Raw genomic sequence first — 20,121 nt, 5'->3', positions numbered from 1 at the left:
GCCGCGCGCCGCCGCCGAAAACCTGCCGACCTCCCGGCCACGACCTGACAGATCGTGACCCGCCGGGCCGACGAGAGGAACACCTCCCGTGCCTGCCACCACCGCCCTTCGCCGCAGTCTCGCGGTGACCGCCGCGCTCCCCCTCCTCGCGCTCGCCGCCTGCGGCTATGGCTCCCAGGCGCAGGACGACACCAGGCAGCAGGTCGTCGCCGGTGCGAAGAAGGTCGACGGTCTCGACAGCGTGAGGATCGGCTACTTCGGCAACCTCACCCACGCGACCGCGCTGGTGGGCCGCAACGAGGGGCTGTTCCAGAAGGAGCTGGGCGGGACTCAGGTGAAGTACGCGACCTTCAACGCCGGGCCCTCCGAGATCGAGGCGCTCAACTCGGGGTCCATCGACATCGGCTGGATCGGCCCGTCCCCGGCGATCAACGGGTTCGTCAAGTCGGGCGGCAAGAACCTGAAGATCATCGGCGGTTCGGCGTCCGGTGGCGTGAAGCTCGTGGTCAACCCGGAGAAGATCAAGACCCTGAACGACGTCAAGGGCAAGAAGATCGCGACCCCACAGCTCGGAAACACGCAGGACGTCGCGTTCCTCAACTGGATCGCCGGCAAGGGCTGGAAGGTCGACGCGGAGAGCGGCCAGGGCGACGTCTCGGTCGTCCGCACCGACAACAAGATCACGCCGGACGCCTACAAGTCGGGCTCCATCGACGGCGCGTGGGTGCCGGAGCCGACCGCGTCGAAGCTGGTCGCCGAGGGCGCGAAGGTGCTGCTCGACGAGGCCGACCTGTGGCCCGACAAGAAGTTCGTGATCACGAACATCATCGTGTCGCAGTCGTTCCTGAAGGAGCACCCGAAGGCCGTCGAGGCGGTACTGCGCGCGTCCGTGAAGACCAACGCGTGGATCAACGCCAACCCGGACAAGGCCAAAGCCTCGGCCAACGCCCAGCTCGAGGTGGACTCGGGCAAGGAGCTGCCGGCCGACGTGCTCGACCCGGCGTGGGAGTCCATCCACATCACCGACGACCCGCTGGCCGCCAGCCTCAGGACCGAGGCCGAGCACGCCGTGAAGGCCGGGCTGCTGGACCAGCCCGACCTGAACGGCATCTACGACCTCGCCCCGCTCAACAAGGTCCTCGCCGCCGAGGGCAAGCCGACCGTCGACGATGCCGGTCTCGGCGCCCAGTAACCCCAAGCCCCGTTGAGTTCCCAGGAGGTGACGACCATGGCCACGACCTTCGCCAAGGCCGCCGACGCCGGTACGTCGGTGGAGCACGCCGCGCGCATCGACCACGTCTCGAAGTCCTTCGCCGGCCCCGCCGGGCGCCAGCTCGTCCTCGACGACATCACGCTCGATGTCGCACCCGGCGAGTTCGTCACCCTCCTCGGCGCCTCCGGCTGCGGCAAGTCCACGTTGCTGAACCTGGTGGCGGGGCTGGACAAGCCGTCGGCCGGTGCGATCACGACGGACGGCCGTCCGGCGCTGATGTTCCAGGAGCACGCCCTGTTCCCGTGGCTGACCGCGGGCAAGAACATCGAGCTCGCCCTGAAGCTGCGCGGCGTGCCCAAGGCCGACCGGCGCGGCCGGGCCGAGGAACTGCTGGAACTGGTCCGGCTGCAGGGGGCGTACGGAAAGCGTGTCCACGAACTGTCCGGCGGTATGCGGCAGCGGGTGGCGATGGCCCGCGCGCTGGGGCAGGACAGCAAGCTGCTGCTGATGGACGAGCCGTTCGCGGCGCTGGACGCGATCACCCGCGACGTGCTGCACGACGAGCTGACCCGGATCTGGCACGAGACCCAGCTTTCGGTGCTGTTCGTGACGCACAACGTGCGCGAGGCGGTGCGGCTCGCGCAGCGCGTGGTGCTGCTGTCGTCGCGTCCGGGACGGATCGCGCGCCAGTGGACGGTCGACATCCCGCAGCCGCGCCGCATCGAGGACGCCGCGGTGGCGGAGCTGTCCCGTGAGATCACCGAAGAACTGCGTGGGGAGATCCGCCGCCATGGCCAGCACTGACACGTCCGCCCTCAAGGACGGCAAGGACGGCAACGATCTGGCCGGGCTCGAAGCGGGCCTGGACGCACTGGAGACGGTGCAGGCAAGTCGTACGCCGTTCCGCACGACGTTCATGCAGAAGATCGTCCCGCCGGTCACCGCCGTGGTGCTGGTGCTGGCGGTGTGGCAGGCGCTGATCAGCTTCAATGTCGTCGACGACCCGACCAAGCTGCCCTCCCCCGCCGACGTGTGGGGCGAGGTCCGGACGGCCTGGCTGCAGGGCACGCTGTTCGACTACATCTGGACCAGCGTCTCCCGTGGCCTGCTGGGCTTCCTGATCGCGCTGGCCATCGGCACGCCGCTGGGGCTGCTGGTGGCGCGGGTGCGGTTCGTGCGGGCGGCGATCGGGCCGATCCTGTCCGGTCTGCAGTCGCTGCCGTCGGTCGCCTGGGTGCCCCCGGCTGTGATCTGGCTGGGCCTGAACAACCAGATGATGTTTGCGGTGATCCTGCTGGGCGCCGTCCCCTCCATCGCCAACGGCCTCGTCTCGGGCGTGGACCAGGTGCCGCCGCTGTTCCTGCGGGCGGGCCGCACGCTCGGCGCGACCGGCCTGAAGGGCACCTTTCACATCGTGATGCCGGCCGCGCTGCCCGGCTACCTGGCCGGTCTGAAGCAGGGCTGGGCGTTCTCGTGGCGGTCGCTGATGGCCGCCGAGATCATCGCCTCCTCCCCCGACCTGGGCGTGGGGCTCGGCCAGTTGCTGGAGAACGGCCGCAACACCAGCTCCATGTCCATGGTGTTCCTCGCCATCCTGCTCATCCTGATCGTCGGTATCGCCATCGACCTGCTGATCTTCAGTCCGCTGGAGCGGCGGGTGCTGCGCAGCCGCGGCCTGCTGGTGAAGAGCTGATCCCCATGCGCCACGAACCGGTCCTCCTCGTCATCGCCCACGGCAGCCGCGACCCGCGGCACGCCGCGACCGTGCACGCCCTGGTGCGGCGAGTACGGTCGCTGCGGCCGGGCCTGCGGGTCGAGACCGGTTTCCTGGACTTCAACATCCCCTCCGTGCAGGGCGTGCTGGAGTCCCTGGCGGCGGAGGGCGTCCGCGACGTCGTGGCGTTGCCGCTGTTGCTGACGCGTGCCTTCCATGCGAAGGCGGACATCCCGGCGGTGCTGCGCGAGGCGCCGCGGCGGCTGCGGATCCGCCAGGCGGACGTGCTGGGCCCCTCGCCGCTGCTGCTGGCCGCGCTGGAGCGGCGGCTGTACGAGGCGGGGCTGACGCCCGCCGACAAGTCCTCGACCGGGGTCGTGCTGGCCTCGGCGGGGTCCACCGACCCGGAGGCGATCGCAGTGATCGCAGACATCGCGCGGGAGTGGCGGCACACCGGTTGGTGCGCCGTGCGGCCTGCGTTCGCCTCCGCATCCCTTCCCCGCACCGAGGACGCGGTACGGGAGCTTCGGGCGTTGGGCTGCGAGCGGGTGGCGGTCGCCCCGTACGTCCTGGCCCCCGGCTTCCTGCCGGACCGCATCGCGCGGGGGGCGGCCGAGGCGGACGTACTCGCCGATGTGCTGGGACCGGCGCCGGAGGTGGCCCGGGTGCTGCTGGAACGGTATGACGGGGCGCGGGTGCCGAGGCTGACGGCTGTGGGGGCCTGAACAACCCCTCTCCGTCAGTTCTGTCAGTCGAACCGGAGCCCTCCCGTCCGGGTCCGCTTGAGTTCGAAGAACCCACCGCGCGGAATGGCCCGCAGTACGGGGCCGAACCACACCGTTCCGTCGACATGGATGGTGGGAGTCCCCACGTATCCGCCGGAGTCGGCCTCGACCCCGGCCTCGTGGCTACGGCGGACGGCCTCGTCGTAGGCCGGGTCGTGCGCGGCGGCGGCGAGGTCGCCGGGCAGTCCCAGTTCGGCCAGGGACTCGGCGATCACCGCGTCGAAGTCCTCGTCCTCGCGTTCGTGGATACGGACGCCGAAGGCGGTGTAGAGATCCCGCAGCACCTTCTCGCCGCGCCGCTCGGCGGCGGCCACCGCCACGGACAGGCGGGTCACCCTGACGTCGGCTCGGTGAGCTCCACGAGCTTGACCACGGTGTTCCAGTTTCTGGACGTGGCTATCAGGCCCTTGTTCAGCCGGGGCTTCGCCAGGTACTCGGCGAGCTTGGAGCGGCCCAGGCCGTTCGGTGCGTACAGGTACAGGACGCGGTCACCGAGGCGGAACTCCTCGGGGAGGAAGGCCGCCTGGTCGATCTCGGCGAAGCGCTCGGCGTCGACCGGCGTGGAGAAGTACGTGGCGTGCAGCTGCTTGGCTTCCAACTCGGCGGCCGGGAACGGGCAGTTGTCGGCAACCGCCTTCAAGTAGGCGTGGTCGCGAACGATGACGTCCACCCCGAAGCCGAACCGCTTCTCGATCGCTTGCGTGAGCTCCCCGGCCAGGGACTCCTCGTCGCCGTGCTCGCTCGCGAACACGGCCTGGCCGCTCTGCAGATACGTGCGCACGCCGTCGTAGCCGAGGCTCTCAATCAGGGCGCGCAGCTCGGCCATCGGGACCTTCTTGCTGCCGCCCACGTTGATTCCGCGCAGCAGCGCCGCATACGTCGTCATCCGTCCACCCTAAGCGGCCGTCGTGCCCCGTGGGGGCGGGCACGACGGCCGGGCCTTGGTGCGGGTTGCGCGAAACTCTGGCCGACGAGCGGGCCGGTAGCAACCACTACACGCACCTGTGACTTGTTCAACAAGGTTTCGTAATCACGTGTCGGCACAAAGGTCGCCAAGAGCGGATCCCTGATCATCGGCCCGGACATTCGCCGATAGATGTAAGGGGCCGGTGTCCTCCCCAGTGGTGAGGGCGGGGTGGCCATCCGGAGGATCCGGAGGCCCGGCGCTTCACCGGGCAGCACGACGAGATGGCTTTATCCGGCCCATACCTTCGAGTCGAAAGGTGGCGGCAGGGGGCCGCCACCGCTCACGAGGGGGCAGCCCGTCATGGGGAACGGAGACATACGCGTGCGGGGACTCGCCGCCCGCGCCGGCGGCTGGAGCGCCCGGCACCGATGGGCGGCCGTCGGCATCTGGGTGCTGTTCGTCGCCCTGGCGATGGGGCTCGGTTCGGCGGCCGGCCGGGTCGACGTCAAGGACAGCGACCAGCTCAAGGGGGAGACCCACACCGCCGCGAAGATCATCGAGGACGCCGGCATCGAGGAACCGGCCAGTGAGACCGTCCTGATCCAGGCGAAAGACAACAGCCTCAAGGCCACCGACCCCGCGTTCCGGGCCGCCGTCGCCGATGTCGTCAGGGCCGTCGACGCGACCGGTGAGGTCACGGACGTCACCACGCCGTATGACACGGACACGATTTCCCAGGACGGGCGCAGCGCGCTGGTGCAGTTCGACATGAAGGGTGAGTCGGACACCGCGGGCGAGCGGGTGGAGCCCGTGCTGAAGGCCGTCGAGCGGGTCCAGCAGGAGCACGAGACGCTGCGGATCGAGGAGATCGGCGGCGCCAGCATGATGAAGACGTTCGACGACGCCTTCGGCGACGATTTCCAGAAGGCCGAGTACTCGGCCGTACCGGTGGCGCTCGGCATTCTGCTCATCGCGTTCGGCGCGCTGGTGGCGGCGCTGCTGCCGGTGGCTCTGGCGATCACCGCGATCATGGCGACGATGGGGCTGATGGGCGTCGTCAGCCATGTGATGCCGATGAGCGACACCGCGAACTCCGTGATGCTGCTGGTCGGTCTGGCCGTCGGCGTCGACTACTGCCTGTTCTATCTGCGCCGTGAGCGCGAGGAGCGCCAGGCCGGCCGGGACGCGCAGACGGCGCTGCGGGTCGCCGCCGCGACCAGTGGCCGCGCGATCATCGTCTCCGGTGTCACGGTGTGCGTGGCGATGGCGGGCATGCTGTTCACCGGGCTCGCCGAGTTCGAGGCGATGGGCCTGGCCTCCCTGATGGTCGTCGCGGTCGCCATGGTCGGTTCGGTGACGGTGCTGCCCGCGCTGCTGTCGCTGCTGGGCGAGCGGGTCGAGAAGGGACGCATCCCGTTCCTGCGCCGGCGTCGTCGGGGCGGCAACGGCTCCGGGGAGAGCCGGTTCTGGACGGCCGTGCTGAAGGGGATCCTCGCCAGGCCGGTCGTGTCCGTCGTCGTCGCGGCCGGCGTGCTGCTGGCGATCGCGGCTCCCGCGGTCGGTATGAAGACGCAGAACCTCACGCTGGACCAGGAGTTCGGCGACTCGCTGCCCATCGTGCAGACCTACAACCGGGTCAACGAGGCCTTCCCGGGCGGCTCCGAGCCGGCCGAGGTGGTCGTCAAGGCCGAGGACATCAACGCGCCCGAGGTGCAGTCGGCGCTCGCCGACTTCCGTGAGCGGGCGATCAGTTCGGGCGCCTCGCGCGGCCCGGTCGACATCAAGCTGGACGACGCGAAGAACGTCGCCTTCGTATACGTCCCGCTGGTCGGCGGTTCCGACCTGGACAAGGCGGGCGCGAGCCTGGACAAACTCCGCGACGAGGTGCGTCCGGCGACGCTCGGCACGGTCGACGGCGTTCAGGCGCCGATCACCGGTCAGGTCGCCGGTTCGAAGGACTTCAACGACCAGCTCGTCGGGTCGGTCGCGCCGGTCTTCGCGTTCGTCGTGGTGTTCGCGTTCCTGCTGATGCTGCTGTCGTTCCGCTCGCTGACGATCGCGATCACCTCGATCGTGCTGAACCTGCTGTCGGTGGGCGCGGCCTACGGCATCCTGGTCGCCGTCTTCCAGCACGGCTGGGGTGCCTCGCTGGTGGGCGCGGAGGGCGTGGGCGCCATCGTCAGCTGGCTGCCGCTGTTCCTGTTCGTGATCCTGTTCGGCCTGTCGATGGACTACCACGTGTTCGTGGTCTCGCGGATCCGTGAGGCGCGGCTGCGCGGCCGTACGACGAAGGACGCCATCACGCACGGCGTGGTCACCACAGCGGGGGTCGTGACGAGCGCCGCGGTCATCATGGTCGCCGTCTTCGCGATCTTCGGCACCCTGTCCATGCAGTCCATGAAGCAGATGGGCGTCGGCCTCGCGGCGGCGGTGCTGATCGACGCCACGATCATCCGGGGCGTGCTGCTGCCGGCGGTGATGGCGCTGCTCGGGGAGCGGAACTGGTATCTGCCGAAGTGGCTGAACCGGCTCCCGGACCTGACGCACGACGAGGCGCCCGAGGCCATCACCCACAAGGCGGCCGCGGCGGACGAGGAAGAGCCGGTGCGGGTCTGACCGTGCCGCGGTGAGCGAGGGCCCGTCGGTTCCCGGGGAACCGACGGGCCCTCAGTGCTGCTCAGCGCACGGGCAGTCCGGCCTCGATGAGGTCGGCGGCCCGCTGGGTGCCGCCCTCCTTCGCCATCTCCGCCTGGAGGTCGGCCAGTCGGCGGGCGACCTCCGGGTCGTCGATGAGCGCGAGGGCCGCCTCGCGGAGCGTCTCGGCGGTGGCCTCCTCCGCCGGGACATGGCGGGCCACGCCGAGGCCCTGGAGCATGTCCGCGTTGCCGAACTGGTCGACCGCCTGCGGTACGGCGATCATCGGGGTGGCGGTGGCCATGCCCTCCTGGCTGCCGCCCGCGCCCGCGTGCGTGACGAAGAGGTCGGCCTGTTTGAGGATCGCGAGCTGCGGGACCCAGGACCGTACCTCCACGTTCCCCGGCACCTCCCCCAGCTCGGCGGGGTCGACGTGCCGGCCGACCTGGAGCACCAGGTGCCAGCCCGGCAGCCCGGCGAACGCCTTCACGCACTCCCGGTAGAACGCCGGCTGCTTGGTGAAGGCCGACCCGAGCGAGACGAGCACGACCTTCTCGGCGCCGGCGGGCCGCTGCCAGTCGCCCTCCGCGCTGCGGTCGCCCTGGCAGGCGCCGACGAAGCTGTGCACGCTCTCGTCGACCCGGTCGGCGTTCGGCTGGAGCGCCTTGGGGATCAGGACGATCGAGCGGGCCGGGCGGCCGGCGAACGGGTCGGGGTGCTGGGAGATGCCGTTCTCCTCCAGCCAGGCCTGGAAGCGCGCGTAGTAGGCCCGGCCGCGCTCGGTCTTCTTGGGCTCCTCCCACATCGGCACGGCGACCTCCTCCTCGTAGCCGTCCCAGGCGACGAGGTTCGGCGAGAGCGAGATCGCCGGGACGCCCCAGCGGTGGGCCAGCACCCGCGCCGGGTACGAGCTGATGTCGTGCAGCACGAGGTCCGGCTCGTCGCCCTCGTATGCCGCGATCAGCTGCGGAAGGGCTTGGATGGCGTCGTTCAGGAAAGGCTCGACGTTGTCCAGCAGGGTGGTGCCCCACGCCTCCGGGTCGTCGTCGGGCGAGGGCAGCGTGGAGTTCCAGAGCTTCACCTCGGCGCCGGTCTCGGCGACCTTCTCCGCGAACGCCGGGGGGATCGCATACGTCACCCGGTGTCCGCGCGCGACGAGCTCGCGGATCACCTCCAGGCTCGGGTTCACGTGGCCGTGGGCGGCGATGGAGAACATGGCGATGTGAGTCATGTCCTTGACCATATGCGAGACGAGACGTCTCGTGCAACCTCCTTTGTTGCTCGGTGCCGACACCCCGCGCGTCGCCGCTCACCGCTGATACCGCGCCAGCACCAGATTCCCGTCCTCCTCCAGCCGTCTGCGCAGCTCGTCGAGGTCGATCGCGCCGCTGTAGTACTCCTGGAGCGCCGGTGTCGCCACCTTGTCCTTCCACTCCGGATAGCCCCGCACGGACTGCGCGGGCGCCGAGCGCAGGTGGCCGGCGAGGGCGGTGCCGGTGGCCCAGTCGTGCCGGGTGGTGTGCAGGGCCGGGTCCTTCAGGGCCTGCGTGCCGGTGGGCAGCATCCAGTCGCCCAGGGCGAGCCGCACCATGTTCTCCGGCCGGAGCAGGAAGTCGATGAAGGCCGCCGCCTCCTTCTTGTGCGGGCTGTCCTCGGCGATGGAGAGGGTCTGCGGGCTGACCCCCTGGGCGAGCCCCTCGGCACCGGCCGGGGCCGGCAGCACCTGCCAGTCGAAGCCCTTCGGCGCCTGCTGCACGATCTGCTGGCGGTACGAGAACCCGAGCGGGACCATCGCGTACTTGCCGCCGAAGAAGCCGGGGAGCGTGTCGGAGCCGCTGCTGCCCAGCGTCGAACCCGACGCGCCGGCGTCGGTGTTGACCTGGTCGTGGATCGTGCGCGGCACGACCTCGTCGCCCGCCTCGAAGCGGACGGTGACCTTGCCGTCCGCGCCCCGGTGGAAGAGCTGCCCGCCCGCTGACAGGGAGAGGTTCAGCGTCGCCGAGACGGGTTCCTTCAGCGGCCAGGCCACACCGTACTTCCCCTCGGCGCTCAGCTCCTTCGTCACCTCGCGGAACTCCGCCCACGTCCAGGGCTCTTCAGGGGTCGGGATCCGTACGCCCGACTCCTCCAGCCAGGTCGCGTTCGCGACGATCACCCGCGGCTCCTGGAGGAACGGCACCCCATAGATCCCGTCCCCGAAGGTCACCGTCTCCCAACTGCGCTGCGGGATGTCGGCCTTGAGCCGCTCGGGCAGCAGGCCGGTCAGATCGGCGAGGTAGCCGCCGTACGCGAAGTCGGCGAGGTCGTCGGAGGCGTCGTGGATGATGTCCGGCGCCTCGCCGCCCTCGAAGGAGGTGAGGAGCTGGTCGTGGACGCTGTCCCAGCTGCCCTGGACATACTCGACGCGCACGTCGGGATGGGTGGCGTTCCACTCCGCCACCAGCTCCTTGTTGGCCTCGACGGACTCCTCCTGCCAGGCCAGGGACTGGAAGCGGAGCGTGATCCGGCCGTCCGCCGAACCGTCCTCAGCGCCGCCCGTGCAGGCGCTGACCAGCAGCATCAGGACGGCCGCGACGATCCATCCGCTCCTTCTGCGCATCAGCTCTTCACCGCCCCGGCGAGCATGCCGCCCGTGATCCGCCGCTGGATGACGGCGAAGACGATCAGCGAGGGCAGGGTCGCGAGGAACGCGGCGGCGGCCAGCGGGCCCAGGTCCGCCACGCCCTCCGCGCCGATGAAGTGGGTGAGGATCACGGGCAGTGTCTGTTTCTCCGGGGTCTTGAGCAGGACCAGGGCGAAGAAGAACTCGTTCCACGCGGTGATGAACGCGAACAGGGCCGTCGCCACGATCCCCGGCGCCAGCAGCGGCGCTGTCACCGACACCAGTGTCCGCAGCCGCCCGGCCCCGTCGACCGCCGCCGCCTCCTCCAGTTCGGCCGGCACGGCCCGGACGTATCCGACGAGCATCCACAGCGCGAACGGCAGCGCCCACACGACGTACACCATCACCAGGCCCGGCACGGAGTTGATCAGCCGCAGGTTCTTCAGGACCAGGAAGAGCGGGATGATCACCAGCACGAAGGGGAACGCCTGGCTGACCACCACCCACCCGGTCGCAGCCCGCGCCAGCCGGGTGCGGTGGCGGGCCATGACGTACGCCATCGGCGTCGCGATCAGCACGGCGATCACCGCCGCTCCGGTCGCGGCGAGCAGGGAGTTGAGCGCGGCCCGAAGCAGTGGCTGTTCGTCGAAGGCCTGCCGGAAGTTGGCGAGCGTGGGGTCCTGGGGGATCCAGGTGGGGTGCAGGTTGCCGAGTTCCTGGGGCGGTTTGAAGGCGGTGGAGATCAGCCAGAGGAAGGGGAAGGCGAGGAACAAGAGATACGCGAGCAGCGCCACGTACTGGCCGACGCGCGCGCCGGGGCTGGTCCTCATGCGTCGTCACCTCCCTTGAGCCGACCCACCAGGAAGACGGCGAGGAGTATCGAGATCACCGCGACCATCACGCAGCCCATCGCCGCGGCGTAGCCGAACTGGCCGTAGCGGAAGGCCTCTTCGTAGGCGAAGAGCATGGGCAGCCGGGTGCGGCCGCCCGGACCGCCGCTGGTCAGGACGTAGACCAGGGCGAACGCGTTGAAGTTCCAGATGAAGTTGAGGGCCGTGATGGCGAGTGCGACCGGTCGGAGGGCGGGCCAGGTGACCGTCCGGAAGCGGCGCCAGGCGCCCGCGCCGTCGATCGCGGCCGCCTCGTGCAGTTCGCGCGGGGTGTTCTGCAACCCGGCGAGCAGGGCGACCGTCGTCTGCGGCATCCCCGCCCAGACACCGACGACGATCACCGCGGGCAGGGCGGTGCCGATCCCGCTGAGCCAGTCCCGGCCGTCGCCGAGGCCGAGGTCGCGCAGGGTCTCGTTGAGGATGCCCGCGTCCGGGTTGTAGACGAGCCGCCACATGATGCCGACGACGACTTCGGGCATCGCCCACGGGACGATCGCCAGGGCGCGGGCCAGCCAGCGCAGGCGCAGGTCCTGGTTGAGCAGCAGGGCGAGGCCGAGAGCCAGCAGGAACTGCGGCACAGTGACGCCGACCGCCCAGACCAGCCCGATCCGGAACGACTCCCAGAACAGCGTGTCCTGCAGCAGATCCCGGAAGTTGAGGGCGCCGATCCACTGGGTGGGCTGAGTCCGTCCGGACTGGGCGTCGGTGAAGGCCAGCAGGATGCCGTAGAGCAGCGGTCCGACGCTGAGGATCAGGATGGGGATCAGCGCCGGGAGTACGAGGAACCAGGCGCCGTGGTCCGTGACGCGCCGCTGTCCCTTGCCGCCCGGCGCGCGTCTCACCGGCCTCTCCGCCTCGCTCACCAATGTCACGGAATCAGCCCCTTTGCGCGGCTCGGATGGGCCCCGTCATGGTCGTGAAGGCGTCGTGCCCCGTCAAGGCCACGCGCACGCGGTCCGACCTGTGCAAATGCGAGACTGGCCGGTGGATGGCGAGAACCCGACGCCGTTCAGGCAGGCGTACGACCACACGGAGGCGAAGGATGGACGAGGCACGGGCGCGGGACGTACTGGCCGCGGCGGATGTACTGCCCGGTCCGGCGCGGGACGCGCGGCTCCTCGCCCTCGGCGAGAACGCGGTGTTCGCCGCCGGTGACCTGGTCGTCAAGGTGGGCCGCGATGCCGAACTCCTCGACCGGGCGAGCCGGGAGCTGGCCATCGCGCTGTGGCTGGCCGAGGCCGGTGTCCCCGCGGTCCGGGCGGCCGGGGACGCGGCACTGCTCGTCGAGGGGCACCCGGTGACCGTGTGGCACCGGCTGCCCGATCCCGTACGGCCCGCCGAGCCACGGGATTTGGCCGAACTGCTACGGGTCGTGCACGCCCTGCCCGCGCCCTCCTTCGCTCTGCCGTCGCGTGAGTTGCTGGGTGGGGTGGAGCGGTGGCTGCGGCTGGCGGGGGACGCGATCGATCCGGCGGACGCGGCGTATCTGCGCGAGCGGCGCGACGGGTTCGCGGCCGCCGCGGCAGCGCTCACCCCGCATCTGCCGCCCGGCCCGATCCACGGCGACGCGCTGCCCCGCAATGTGCACGTCGGTCCCGACGGGCCGGTCCTGGTCGACCTGGAGACGTTCTCGGCCGATCTGCGTGAGCACGATCTGGTGGTCATGGCTCTCTCGCGGGATCGGTACGGGTTGCCTGCGGCGGCTTATGACTCGTTTGTCGAGACCTATGGCTGGGATGTGCGGGAGTGGGAGGGGTGTGCGGTGCTGCGGGGCGCGCGGGAGACGGCCAGCTGTGCGTGGGTGGCGCAGCATGCGCCCAGTAACCCGCAGGCGTTGGTGGAGTTCGGGCGGCGGGTGGCGTCCTTGCGGGACGGGGACGAGACCGTGCGGTGGTACCCGTTCTGAGCGCCTGACTGCCCGCGCCCCTTCAGGGCGTCTCCTCGCCGTCACTGTCCCTGTTCTGGATGCTACGCGCGGCTCGGCGCAGCTCCGTCAGGACCGTGCGGACCGCTGTGCGGGCCGTGCGCTCGGGGCGGTAGAGGGCGTCGATGTGGCGTCTCGCCTGGACGCCGCTGAGCGGTCTCAGCGCGAGCGCCGGATGCGGGCGCATCGTCCAGCGCGGCATCAGGGCGATACCACCGCCGGCCGCCACGACCTCGGCGACCACCGCGAACTCGTTGATGCGGTGGGCCAGGTGAAGGCGGCGGCCGGTGGCCGCGGCGATGGCCTCGATGACCGCGAGGACCGGGAAGCCCTCGTGCACGGTGATCCATGGCTCGTCGGCCACGTCGCGCGGAGTGACGCGGCGCTTCGCGGCCAGGGGGTGGTCGGCTGGCATGGCCACGTCCAGGGGCTCGCGCAGCAGCGTCGTGGTGGCCACCGTGTGCGGCCACGGCGGGGCGTGGTCCAGGCGGTGGGCGAGAACGATGTCGTACTCCCGGGTGAGCCGGGGGAAGTCCTCCTGCGGTACGTCCTCGTCGGCCAGCCTCGCCACTGGTCTGCCCGGGGTGGCGGCGAGTGCCTTGAGCAGCAGGGGGAAGAACGCGGCTCCCGCGCTGTGGAACGCCGCCACCGACACCTCCCCGTCCGGCCGCCCGACGAACTCCTCGACCGCATGCCGGGCCCGCGCGAGCGCCGTCTCCACCTCGACGGCCGCCCCCGCCAGCGCCTGTCCGGCGTCGGTGAGCACCAGCCGACGCCCCTGACGCTCGGTGAGCGGCACCGGGATCGCGCGCTGGAGCAGCCGTAGCTGCTGGGAGATCGCCGAGGGCGTCACCAGCAGTGCCTCGGCGACCGCCGTGACACTGCCCAGTTCGCCGAGTTCCCGCAGGATCCTCAGCTGCCGTTCGTCCATGCCGTCAGTGTAGGGATGCTGTAGCTCTGCTAAATGATCGTTTTAGAAGGTGGTACTGGGCTTCAGGGACGCCTCCGGTGCACCGTAGGCACGTGTCCGACGTCCGCCGTACCGATGCGGTACTCCTCCTTGTCGCGCTCGTCTGGGGTTCCAGCTATCTGTCCGCCCAGACGGCCACCGCCGCGCTGCCCGTCCTGCTCGTGCTGTTCGCCCGCTACGCCCTGTCCGCGCTCGCCTGCCTCGGCGTCGTCGCCGCCCGGAGGCCCGCCGGGTCGCGGCTGTGGACGCGTGCGGAACTGCGGGCCGGTGTGCCCCTGGGCTTGACCCAGGCCGCGGTCCTGCTCGTGGAGACGTACGGCGTCGCCCACACCAGCGCCGCCAACGCCGGTCTCATCATCAGCCTGACCATCGTCCTCACCCCGCTCCTCGACCGCGGCGGCCACCGCGGCGCACTGCCTCCTTCCTTCTTCGCCGCGACCGGCGTGTGCGTCCTCGCCGTCGGACTACTGATGTCCGGCAACGGCTTCCACGCGCCCCGTCTCGGCGACTTCCTGATGCTCGGCGCCGCGCTGATCCGCGCCGTGCATGTCGCGCTGGTCGGCCGCTTCACCGCAGGGCGGGCGATCCGGCCGCTGCACCTGACGACCGTGCAGACCCTCGTCGGCACCGCCCTGTTCCTCCCCGTCGCGGCGCCTGACCTGCCGACACTGGTCCACGCGGACCCTGCGACCTGGGCGCAGCTCGCCTATCTCGCCCTGTTCTGCAGCGTGTTCGCCTTCCTGGCGCAGACTTGGGCCGTACAGCGCACCTCCGCCAGTCGGGCCAGCCTGCTGCTGGGCACCGAGCCGGTCTGGGCCGTCACGGTGGGCGTGGCCCTCGGCGGCGAACACCTCACCCCGCTCACCGGCCTCGGGGCGGCCCTCATGGTCGCCGGTACCTACTGGGGGCAGGCGGTGGAGCGAGCGCACCGAAGCAGACCAGAACTCCCTCTCCCTTCAGCCCACCCCCTTAACAAGGACTCCGAATGCCCGAGCACATCCACGACGCCACCACCCCCGACGCCAACGCCCACCACGACACTTACGACCACCTGATCTCCTTGCTCGACTCCTCCTCCGTCGACTACCGCCTTATCGACCACGAGCCCGAAGGCAGCACCGAGGCCGTCTGCGCCCTGCGCGGCCACCCTGCCTCCGAGGCCGCGAAGTGCATCGTGCTGCGGGTCAAGGTGGACCGACGCACCACACGCCACGTGCTCGCGGTCGTCCCCGGGGACCGGCGGGTCGACCTGGACGCCGTCCGGGCGTTGTTCGACGCGCGCTACGTCGGCTTCAGCGACGCGGAGACCGCCGAGCGGCTGGCCCGCGCCGTCCCCGGCACCGTGCTGCCGTTCAGTTTCGAACCCGACCTCGAAGTCGTCGCCGATCCGGACGTCGTGGCCCAGCCGAAGCTGTACTTCAACGCGGCCAGGCTCGACCGCTCGCTCCTCATCTCGGGCGCGGACTACGAGCGGCTGGCCAAGCCCCGCATCGAGCGCATCGCGGCGTCGGCGTCGGCGTCGGCGTCGGCGTCGGCGTCGGCGTGACGGTGGGCACCGCGGGAGGCTCGGATCGCTACGGCCATCCGCCGATGCGCCAGGCGCCGCGTTCTTGACGCCACCGGCACGCGGCACGCGCCCGTGGCACGCGTGCCGGACGCCGCCCACCGCCGCGCGCACCACGCCGGACGCCACCGCAACCCAGACCGGCCCGCACCGGCGGCCGGCACACGGCCTGCTGTCCTCAGACCGTCCGGCCCTCAAACCTCCCGCCCTCAGACCGCCCAGCCCCAAGACCGCCGGACCCTCAGACCTTGCCCGCCCTCAGACCGCCCAGCCCTAAGACCGCCCGGCCCTCAGACCTTTCCCGCCTCAGTCCTTCCCGCCCTCAGACCGCCCAGCCCCCAGACCTTTCCCGCCCTCAGCCCATCCCGGCCCCAAGACCGCCCGCCCCTCACACCGCCTCCCCCGCCACCCTCTCCCCCACCAGTTCCCGCAACGGCCACACCCCATCCACCACGGCGGTCGCATCGCCCTTGCGGCGCAGGAAGTTCTGGAAGTCCGCCGCCCACTCGGCGTACCACTCGACCTGGCGGCGGTGCAGTTCCGCCGGGCCGAGGGCCGCGATCTTGGGGTGGCGGCCGGCTATCGCGCAGGCCAGCAGGGCCGCGGCGAGGGCGTCGGCGGAGGCGTCGTGGGCGGCGTCGAGAGCGATGCCGTACTCCGTGCAGACCGCTTCGAGGTTGCGCTTGCCGCGCCGGTAGCGGTCGACCTGGCGGTCGATGGTGTACGGGTCGATGACCGGTGCCGGATCCAGGCCGCCGAGGCGGTCGCGCAGGGACGGCAGGCCGTACCGCCGCAGTTCGGCGGAGAGCAGGGTGAGGTCGAACGCCGCGTTGTAGGCGACGACCGGGACGCCCGTCTTCCAGTACGCCACGAGCACGTCCGCGATGGCGTCCGCGACCCGGTCGGCGGGGCGGCCCTCGGCGGCCGCGCGTTCGTTGCTGATTCCGTGCACCGCCACCGCGTCCGCCGGGATCTCCACTCCCGGGTCCGCCAGCCACTCCCGGCGTCCCAGGGGCTGTCCGCCTCTGACCTCGATCACGGCCCCCGTGACAATGCGCGCCTCACGCGGATCGGTCCCGGTCGTCTCCAGGTCGAAGCCGATCAGCAGCTCCCGGTGCCAGCCCATGGGCGGCCCCCCTTCTTGGTGGTGCTTTCCCCCAGTGGTCTCCACCCTCGCATGCGGCACTGACAATCAGAGGACAGCATTCCGCTTCGGGTGCGGGCTTGACGGCTCAAGGCGCGGGCGGGAGGGCGGGAAAGGTGACGCCGATTCAGGACACAGGCCGTGAATCCACCCATGCCGCCTCGAACTCTTCCCGGTACGTACCGAACAGTCCGCCCTCGTCCATCTCGCCCGACTTGACCACCCGGTTGCCGTTCCGCAGTACCAGCACCGGCGCCTCCATCCCCCGGGTGCGGCGCAAATAGGACTGCACCACCGCGATGCCGTCGGAGCCGTCGCCGTCCACGAGGTAGGCGGTGAAGCGGGGTGTCTCGTCGTAGACCTGGATCTCGAAGGCGCCCGGGTCCCGCAGCCGGGAGCGGACCCGGCGCATGTGCAGGATGTTCATCTCCACGGCCCGGCCCAGTTCGCCCCGTTTGATACCGAGTTCACGCTCGCGTCGCTTCACCGCGCTGGAGGCCGGGTTGAGGAACAGCAGCCGCACCCGGCAGCCGCTCTCGGCCAGGCGCACCAGGCGGCGCCCGGAGAAGTTCTGCACCAGCAGGTTGAGGCCGATGCCGATGGCGTCGAGACGGCGGGCGCCGCCGAAGATGTCCTCGGCGGGGAACTGGCGCATCAGCCGCACGCGGTCGGGGTGTACGGCGACCACGTCCGAGTAGCGGTCGCCGACCAGGTCCTCGACCGCGTCGACCGGCAGCCGCCGCGCCGAGGGAACGTCACCGCCCGCGCCGAGGATCTCCAGCAGCCGTGCCGAGGCACGCTCGGCCTGGTTCAGCACGGCCTCGGACAGGGCCCGGTTACGCGATACGACGTTCCGGGTGACCTCCAGCTCGTCGAGCGCGAGTTCGACATCCCGCCGCTCGTCGACGTACGGCTCGAAGCACGGCCAGTGCTGCACCATCAGCTCACGCAGCTGCGGCAGGGTGAGGAAGCTGAGGACGTTGTCGTCGGCGGGGTCGAGCAGATAGCCCTTGCGGCGGCTGACTTCGCGTACGGCGACCGCGCGCTGGACCCATTCCTGGCCGGCCGGGCCGGCCGCGGCGACCACCCAGTCGTCGCCGTGGACGGGTTCGTAGATGGGGCGCAGTACGGCGGCCACGACCGCGCGCAGCCGCTGTTCGACGAGGTTCAGCCAGATGTAGGCACGCCCGGCTCGCTGGGCGCGGGTGCGCACCTCGTGCCAGGCGTCGGCGTCCCAGTCGAGTTCCGGGCCGATCGAGTGGGGCTCCATCGGTCTGGCCAGGGACACCGTGCCGGGCGGGACGTCTGTGGAGTTCCCCTCGTGACCCTCGTCACCAGGGGGCAACTCCAGCCCTCCCGAGCCCACCCGCGCACCGCCTTCCGCTCCCCCGAGCACTCCCGTCTCAACGATCAAGGAAGGGTACTCCGGGAGCGGTCGGCGGTGCAGCCGGATGGGCAGGCTCGTTTCCCAACTTCCTTATTCGGGCCGCCCATTCTGATCAGCCAGCTCGGTCGGGGTGAGCGGATTCATAGCGGTGACGTCACGCGGGGCGACGGACAGGCCCTGCCAGTGGACCGGCATGGGCTGCTGGTCCTCGTCCCGCGCCACGTGGTGGAAGCCGACGTTCACCCAGACCACGGGGTTCTTCAGGGCCTGGCCGTTCACCCACTTGTCGACGGACTTGCCGTGCCCGGCGCCGCAGTTGGGCAGGTTGTCGCTGGCGTACTGCTCGCACTTGTTGTACTCGGTGAAGTACACGTCGTGCTGGGTGTAGCTGCGGCCGGGGTACTTGGCGCTGGCGCCGGGCACGATTTCGTACGACCGTGCGTGTCCGTCCTTGTTCTTGCCGGTCGCGCTGACCACGCGCCACCAGCGCATGTTCTTGGCGTCACCGGCGAGTTCCTTGGTGATCGGGGTGCGGGTGGTCTTGTTGGTGGGCGCCGGGCGGCCGTTCGCGGGGGCGCTGACCTTGGAGTCGTACTGCTCGATCCTGCCCTTGGTGGAGCCGTCCAGGTTGAAGTTGAGCTTCCAGAAGACGTTGTGGCTGTGGCTGGTGGCGTAGGCCTTGGCGCCCTTGCCTATCGGCCAGCCGCGGCCGTCGCCGGCGTCGTAGTCCATGGGCGAGAGGGAGCCGGTGGCGCCGACGTTCATGTTGATCGTGCCGTCGTCCTGGAAGCGCCACTCGGTGATGTACTCGTACCAGCCGACCTGGTTGACGGTGTAGACGAGCAGGTCCTTGCCCTGCTTCTGGAAGACCTTGTTCGCGGTGTCGCCCTGCATGCGGTAGGCGTGGCCACGCGAACGGGTGGTGGTGCACAGGCCCTTGACGTTCTGGTGGGACGGGTCCCAGGCCTCGGGAACCCGGACGGTCTTGATGGTGCCGCCGGGGCACTCGCCGGGTGCCAGGTCCTTCAGGCCCTGACCGAAACCAGCCTGGGTGAGGTCGTGGTACTCGTTCTGGCCGTCGTCGTAGGGCACATGGATCTGTCCGAGCTTGGCGGAGGCCAGCACCTTGATCGGGCGGGCCTCGCCCGGCGGCTGGTAGGTGATGTGCTCCAGGACGAGACCGGCCTCCTTGTGGTAGCGCCAGCACATCCGCCAGGTGGTGCCGGTGGAGAGCTTCTGCTCGATGCGGTACGCCGCGCTGCAGTCGGCCGCCGCAGCGGGCGCGGCCTTGGGCTGGGCGGCCGCCGGAGCGGCCCCGGTGGTGGCGCCGGCGGCCAGGCCGGCCAGGGCGAGGGCCAGGGCCGTCCGCTTGCGGGCACGGCTGTTGCCGATCATGGGCATGATCACGGGCATGGCGAAAACGACTCCCTTGCGGAAGGCTCACCAGAGCCTTCTGGAGTATCGGGTTGGAAAAGCGGACTGAGTCGCGTGGTCGCGGACCGCTCCCGCGCGCGGGTGGCTCAGCCGGCGAGCTCGCCCACCTTGCGGGCGCTCAGATCGACCACCAGGGAACGGGCGTCGATCCACGGCCCGTTCTTCACCTTGGGGAACAGCCGCACGCAGCGGTGCTCACCGCACTGGTCGAGTACGGCGGGCTGGGCGCCCGGCGTGGCGCGGAACACCATGCTGTTGAGCAGCAGCTGGTCCGGCGAGGTGAGCTCCTTGCCGGTGGCGTCCTTGTAGTCGGCCTTCAGGCCCGCGCCCAGCGGGTCGGCGATCAGCAGCCGGGCGGCCTCGGTGGCCTCGTCGCGGCTCAGCGGCGGCTGGACGCCCTGCTGACTGGCGGTCCGCTCGACCTTCCCGGTGTCGAGATTGACGGTCCTGGTGACGAGGGTGTCGTCCCGGTAGTCGTAGAACGACACCTCGGCGCGCCGGGGCGCCTTCGCGTCGCCCACCTCACCGGCCTCCGGTTCGGCCAGGTCGACGCCGAGGCGCTGCGGCCCGCGGCCGCCGTCGACGTCCTCACCGGCGCTGCGCAGCTGCCGGCTGAGGGCGATCCGCTCGACCCGGTTCACCTCGTCCTCGGTGAGCGGGTCGCGGCCGGTGCCCTTCTCACCCTGGACCGGGGCCTGCTCGACGACGCCCGGCGGAACGGCTGCCTGGCCCTCTCCCGCGCTCCGAGCCGCCTGCCGGGCTCCACCCCCACCGGCCGTTCCCCCGGCCGTGTCGTCCGCTCCTGCCGTGCCCGGCAGGGTGATTCCCACCATCACGGCCGTGCCGGCGACCGCGACGGCGGCACCGGCCACCATCTTGCCCAGATGGCGGTGCACTGTGTTGCGCACAATCTCCCCCTACTCCCCCTGAACTCCATGGGAGTACGCGTCTGC

General features: G+C 70.7%; 17 protein-coding genes and 2 pseudogenes. 8 read left to right on the top strand and 11 right to left on the bottom strand.

Translation table 11 applies throughout. The annotated features are described in order from the left end of the window. The first annotated feature begins 88 nt into the window (after positions 1-88). Genes SSP24_RS07370 through SSP24_RS07355 form a run of 4 tightly spaced genes read left to right on the top strand, consistent with a single transcriptional unit; the run spans position 89 to position 3,652 of the window. Positions 89-1,192, top strand: a complete 1,104-nt coding sequence (locus SSP24_RS07370; RefSeq protein WP_141308021.1) for an aliphatic sulfonate ABC transporter substrate-binding protein — start codon at positions 89-91, stop codon at positions 1,190-1,192. A 36-nt stretch (positions 1,193-1,228) separates the two neighbouring features. After that, complete coding sequence (locus SSP24_RS07365) at positions 1,229-2,017, top strand: ABC transporter ATP-binding protein (RefSeq protein WP_141308019.1); 789 nt, start codon at positions 1,229-1,231, stop codon at positions 2,015-2,017. Further along, on the top strand, positions 2,004-2,906 hold the full coding sequence (locus SSP24_RS07360; protein WP_141308017.1) for an ABC transporter permease: 903 nt from the start codon (positions 2,004-2,006) through the stop codon (positions 2,904-2,906). The genes SSP24_RS07365 and SSP24_RS07360 overlap by 14 nt, the downstream gene beginning before the upstream one ends. 5 nt (positions 2,907-2,911) lie before the next feature. Further along, positions 2,912-3,652, top strand: a complete 741-nt coding sequence (locus SSP24_RS07355; protein WP_141308015.1) for a sirohydrochlorin chelatase — start codon at positions 2,912-2,914, stop codon at positions 3,650-3,652. A gap of 23 nt (positions 3,653-3,675) precedes the next feature. On the opposite strand, the pseudogene SSP24_RS07350 reads toward SSP24_RS07355, so the two are convergent. Both SSP24_RS07350 and SSP24_RS07345 read right to left on the bottom strand, forming a co-directional pair. Then, positions 3,676-4,038 (bottom strand): annotated as a pseudogene (locus SSP24_RS07350) (mycothiol-dependent nitroreductase Rv2466c family protein); the annotation flags it as partial. Positions 4,039-4,043: 5 nt separating this feature from the next. Further along, a complete protein-coding gene (locus SSP24_RS07345) occupies positions 4,044-4,598 on the bottom strand; it encodes a DUF1697 domain-containing protein (RefSeq protein WP_141308013.1) in 555 nt (184 codons plus the stop codon). 381 nt (positions 4,599-4,979) lie between these two features. On the opposite strand from SSP24_RS07345, the gene SSP24_RS07340 reads away from it, so the two are divergent. Continuing rightward, entirely contained in the window at positions 4,980-7,235 is a 2,256-nt protein-coding gene (locus tag SSP24_RS07340) for an MMPL family transporter (RefSeq protein ID WP_141308011.1), read from the top strand. Positions 7,236-7,296: 61 nt separating this feature from the next. Here SSP24_RS07340 and mgt read toward each other — a convergent pair. The 4 genes and pseudogenes from mgt to SSP24_RS07320 all read right to left on the bottom strand — a co-directional run bounded on the left by mgt (position 7,297) and on the right by SSP24_RS07320 (position 11,617). Further along, positions 7,297-8,566, bottom strand: a pseudogene (mgt, locus tag SSP24_RS07335) (macrolide-inactivating glycosyltransferase). After that, positions 8,563-9,852 carry an ABC transporter substrate-binding protein gene (locus tag SSP24_RS07330; RefSeq protein WP_141308009.1) on the bottom strand — a complete coding sequence of 430 codons (1,290 nt, stop codon included), beginning with the start codon at positions 9,850-9,852 and terminating at the stop codon, positions 8,563-8,565. Before SSP24_RS07330 ends, mgt begins: the two are co-directional and overlap by 4 nt. Beyond that, positions 9,852-10,685, bottom strand: a complete 834-nt coding sequence (locus tag SSP24_RS07325; protein WP_141308007.1) for a carbohydrate ABC transporter permease — start codon at positions 10,683-10,685, stop codon at positions 9,852-9,854. The genes SSP24_RS07330 and SSP24_RS07325 overlap by 1 nt, the downstream gene beginning before the upstream one ends. Then, positions 10,682-11,617: a carbohydrate ABC transporter permease gene (locus SSP24_RS07320; RefSeq protein ID WP_141308005.1), complete on the bottom strand. Its 936-nt coding sequence runs from the start codon at positions 11,615-11,617 to the stop codon at positions 10,682-10,684. Before SSP24_RS07320 ends, SSP24_RS07325 begins: the two co-directional genes overlap by 4 nt. Before the next feature lie 170 nt (positions 11,618-11,787). Here SSP24_RS07320 and SSP24_RS07315 point away from each other — a divergent pair, with 170 nt between their 5' ends. Further along, on the top strand, positions 11,788-12,651 hold the full coding sequence (locus SSP24_RS07315; RefSeq protein WP_141308003.1) for a phosphotransferase enzyme family protein: 864 nt from the start codon (positions 11,788-11,790) through the stop codon (positions 12,649-12,651). A gap of 22 nt (positions 12,652-12,673) precedes the next feature. On the opposite strand, the gene SSP24_RS07310 is transcribed toward SSP24_RS07315, so the two are convergent. Beyond that, complete coding sequence (locus SSP24_RS07310; RefSeq protein WP_141308001.1) at positions 12,674-13,600, bottom strand: LysR family transcriptional regulator; 927 nt, start codon at positions 13,598-13,600, stop codon at positions 12,674-12,676. A 92-nt stretch (positions 13,601-13,692) separates the two neighbouring features. Here SSP24_RS07310 and SSP24_RS07305 point away from each other — a divergent pair, with 92 nt between their 5' ends. Then, on the top strand, positions 13,693-14,694 hold the full coding sequence (locus tag SSP24_RS07305; protein ID WP_141307999.1) for a DMT family transporter: 1,002 nt from the start codon (positions 13,693-13,695) through the stop codon (positions 14,692-14,694). Further along, positions 14,625-15,185: a YbaK/EbsC family protein gene (locus SSP24_RS07300; protein ID WP_141307997.1), complete on the top strand. Its 561-nt coding sequence runs from the start codon at positions 14,625-14,627 to the stop codon at positions 15,183-15,185. The genes SSP24_RS07305 and SSP24_RS07300 overlap by 70 nt, the downstream gene beginning before the upstream one ends. A gap of 406 nt (positions 15,186-15,591) precedes the next feature. Here the strand turns inward: SSP24_RS07300 and SSP24_RS07295 are convergent, their stop codons facing one another. From SSP24_RS07295 to SSP24_RS07280, 4 genes are all read right to left on the bottom strand, one after another. Next, positions 15,592-16,329 (bottom strand): 3'-5' exonuclease, encoded by a 738-nt coding sequence (locus SSP24_RS07295; protein WP_141307995.1) that lies wholly within the window; start codon positions 16,327-16,329, stop codon positions 15,592-15,594. A 145-nt stretch (positions 16,330-16,474) separates the two neighbouring features. Further along, positions 16,475-17,713 carry a DUF5919 domain-containing protein gene (locus SSP24_RS07290; RefSeq protein ID WP_141308252.1) on the bottom strand — a complete coding sequence of 413 codons (1,239 nt, stop codon included), beginning with the start codon at positions 17,711-17,713 and terminating at the stop codon, positions 16,475-16,477. Between the two features lie 111 nt (positions 17,714-17,824). Beyond that, entirely contained in the window at positions 17,825-19,135 is a 1,311-nt protein-coding gene (locus tag SSP24_RS07285) for a copper amine oxidase (RefSeq protein WP_141308250.1), read from the bottom strand. 119 nt (positions 19,136-19,254) lie between these two features. Beyond that, entirely contained in the window at positions 19,255-20,076 is an 822-nt protein-coding gene (locus SSP24_RS07280) for a Tat pathway signal sequence domain protein (RefSeq protein ID WP_141307993.1), read from the bottom strand. Positions 20,077-20,121: the final 45 nt, after the last annotated feature.

Origin of the sequence: Streptomyces spinoverrucosus (genome assembly GCF_006539505.1) — a bacterium.
In the GTDB taxonomy this organism is placed as follows: Bacteria; Actinomycetota; Actinomycetes; order Streptomycetales; family Streptomycetaceae; genus Streptomyces; species Streptomyces spinoverrucosus.
Note: the sequence above shows the minus strand (reverse complement) of the source record. Positions and strands in the feature narration are given on the sequence as shown.

Bases quoted from the DNA above. Each gene is read 5' to 3' on its own strand.
- SSP24_RS07360 (WP_141308017.1), top strand. From the start codon at position 2,004: ATGGCCAGCACTGACACGTCCGCCCTCAAGGACGGCAAGGACGGCAAC.
- SSP24_RS07295 (WP_141307995.1), bottom strand. From the start codon at position 16,329: ATGGGCTGGCACCGGGAGCTGCTGATCGGCTTCGACCTGGAGACGACC.
- SSP24_RS07340 (WP_141308011.1), top strand. From the start codon at position 4,980: ATGGGGAACGGAGACATACGCGTGCGGGGACTCGCCGCCCGCGCCGGC.
- SSP24_RS07355 (WP_141308015.1), top strand. From the start codon at position 2,912: ATGCGCCACGAACCGGTCCTCCTCGTCATCGCCCACGGCAGCCGCGAC.
- SSP24_RS07345 (WP_141308013.1), bottom strand. From the start codon at position 4,598: ATGACGACGTATGCGGCGCTGCTGCGCGGAATCAACGTGGGCGGCAGC.
- SSP24_RS07315 (WP_141308003.1), top strand. From the start codon at position 11,788: ATGGACGAGGCACGGGCGCGGGACGTACTGGCCGCGGCGGATGTACTG.
- SSP24_RS07300 (WP_141307997.1), top strand. From the start codon at position 14,625: ATGCCCGAGCACATCCACGACGCCACCACCCCCGACGCCAACGCCCAC.
- SSP24_RS07365 (WP_141308019.1), top strand. From the start codon at position 1,229: ATGGCCACGACCTTCGCCAAGGCCGCCGACGCCGGTACGTCGGTGGAG.
- SSP24_RS07325 (WP_141308007.1), bottom strand. From the start codon at position 10,685: ATGAGGACCAGCCCCGGCGCGCGCGTCGGCCAGTACGTGGCGCTGCTC.
- SSP24_RS07330 (WP_141308009.1), bottom strand. From the start codon at position 9,852: ATGCGCAGAAGGAGCGGATGGATCGTCGCGGCCGTCCTGATGCTGCTG.
- SSP24_RS07310 (WP_141308001.1), bottom strand. From the start codon at position 13,600: ATGGACGAACGGCAGCTGAGGATCCTGCGGGAACTCGGCGAACTGGGC.
- SSP24_RS07285 (WP_141308250.1), bottom strand. From the start codon at position 19,135: ATGCCCATGATCGGCAACAGCCGTGCCCGCAAGCGGACGGCCCTGGCC.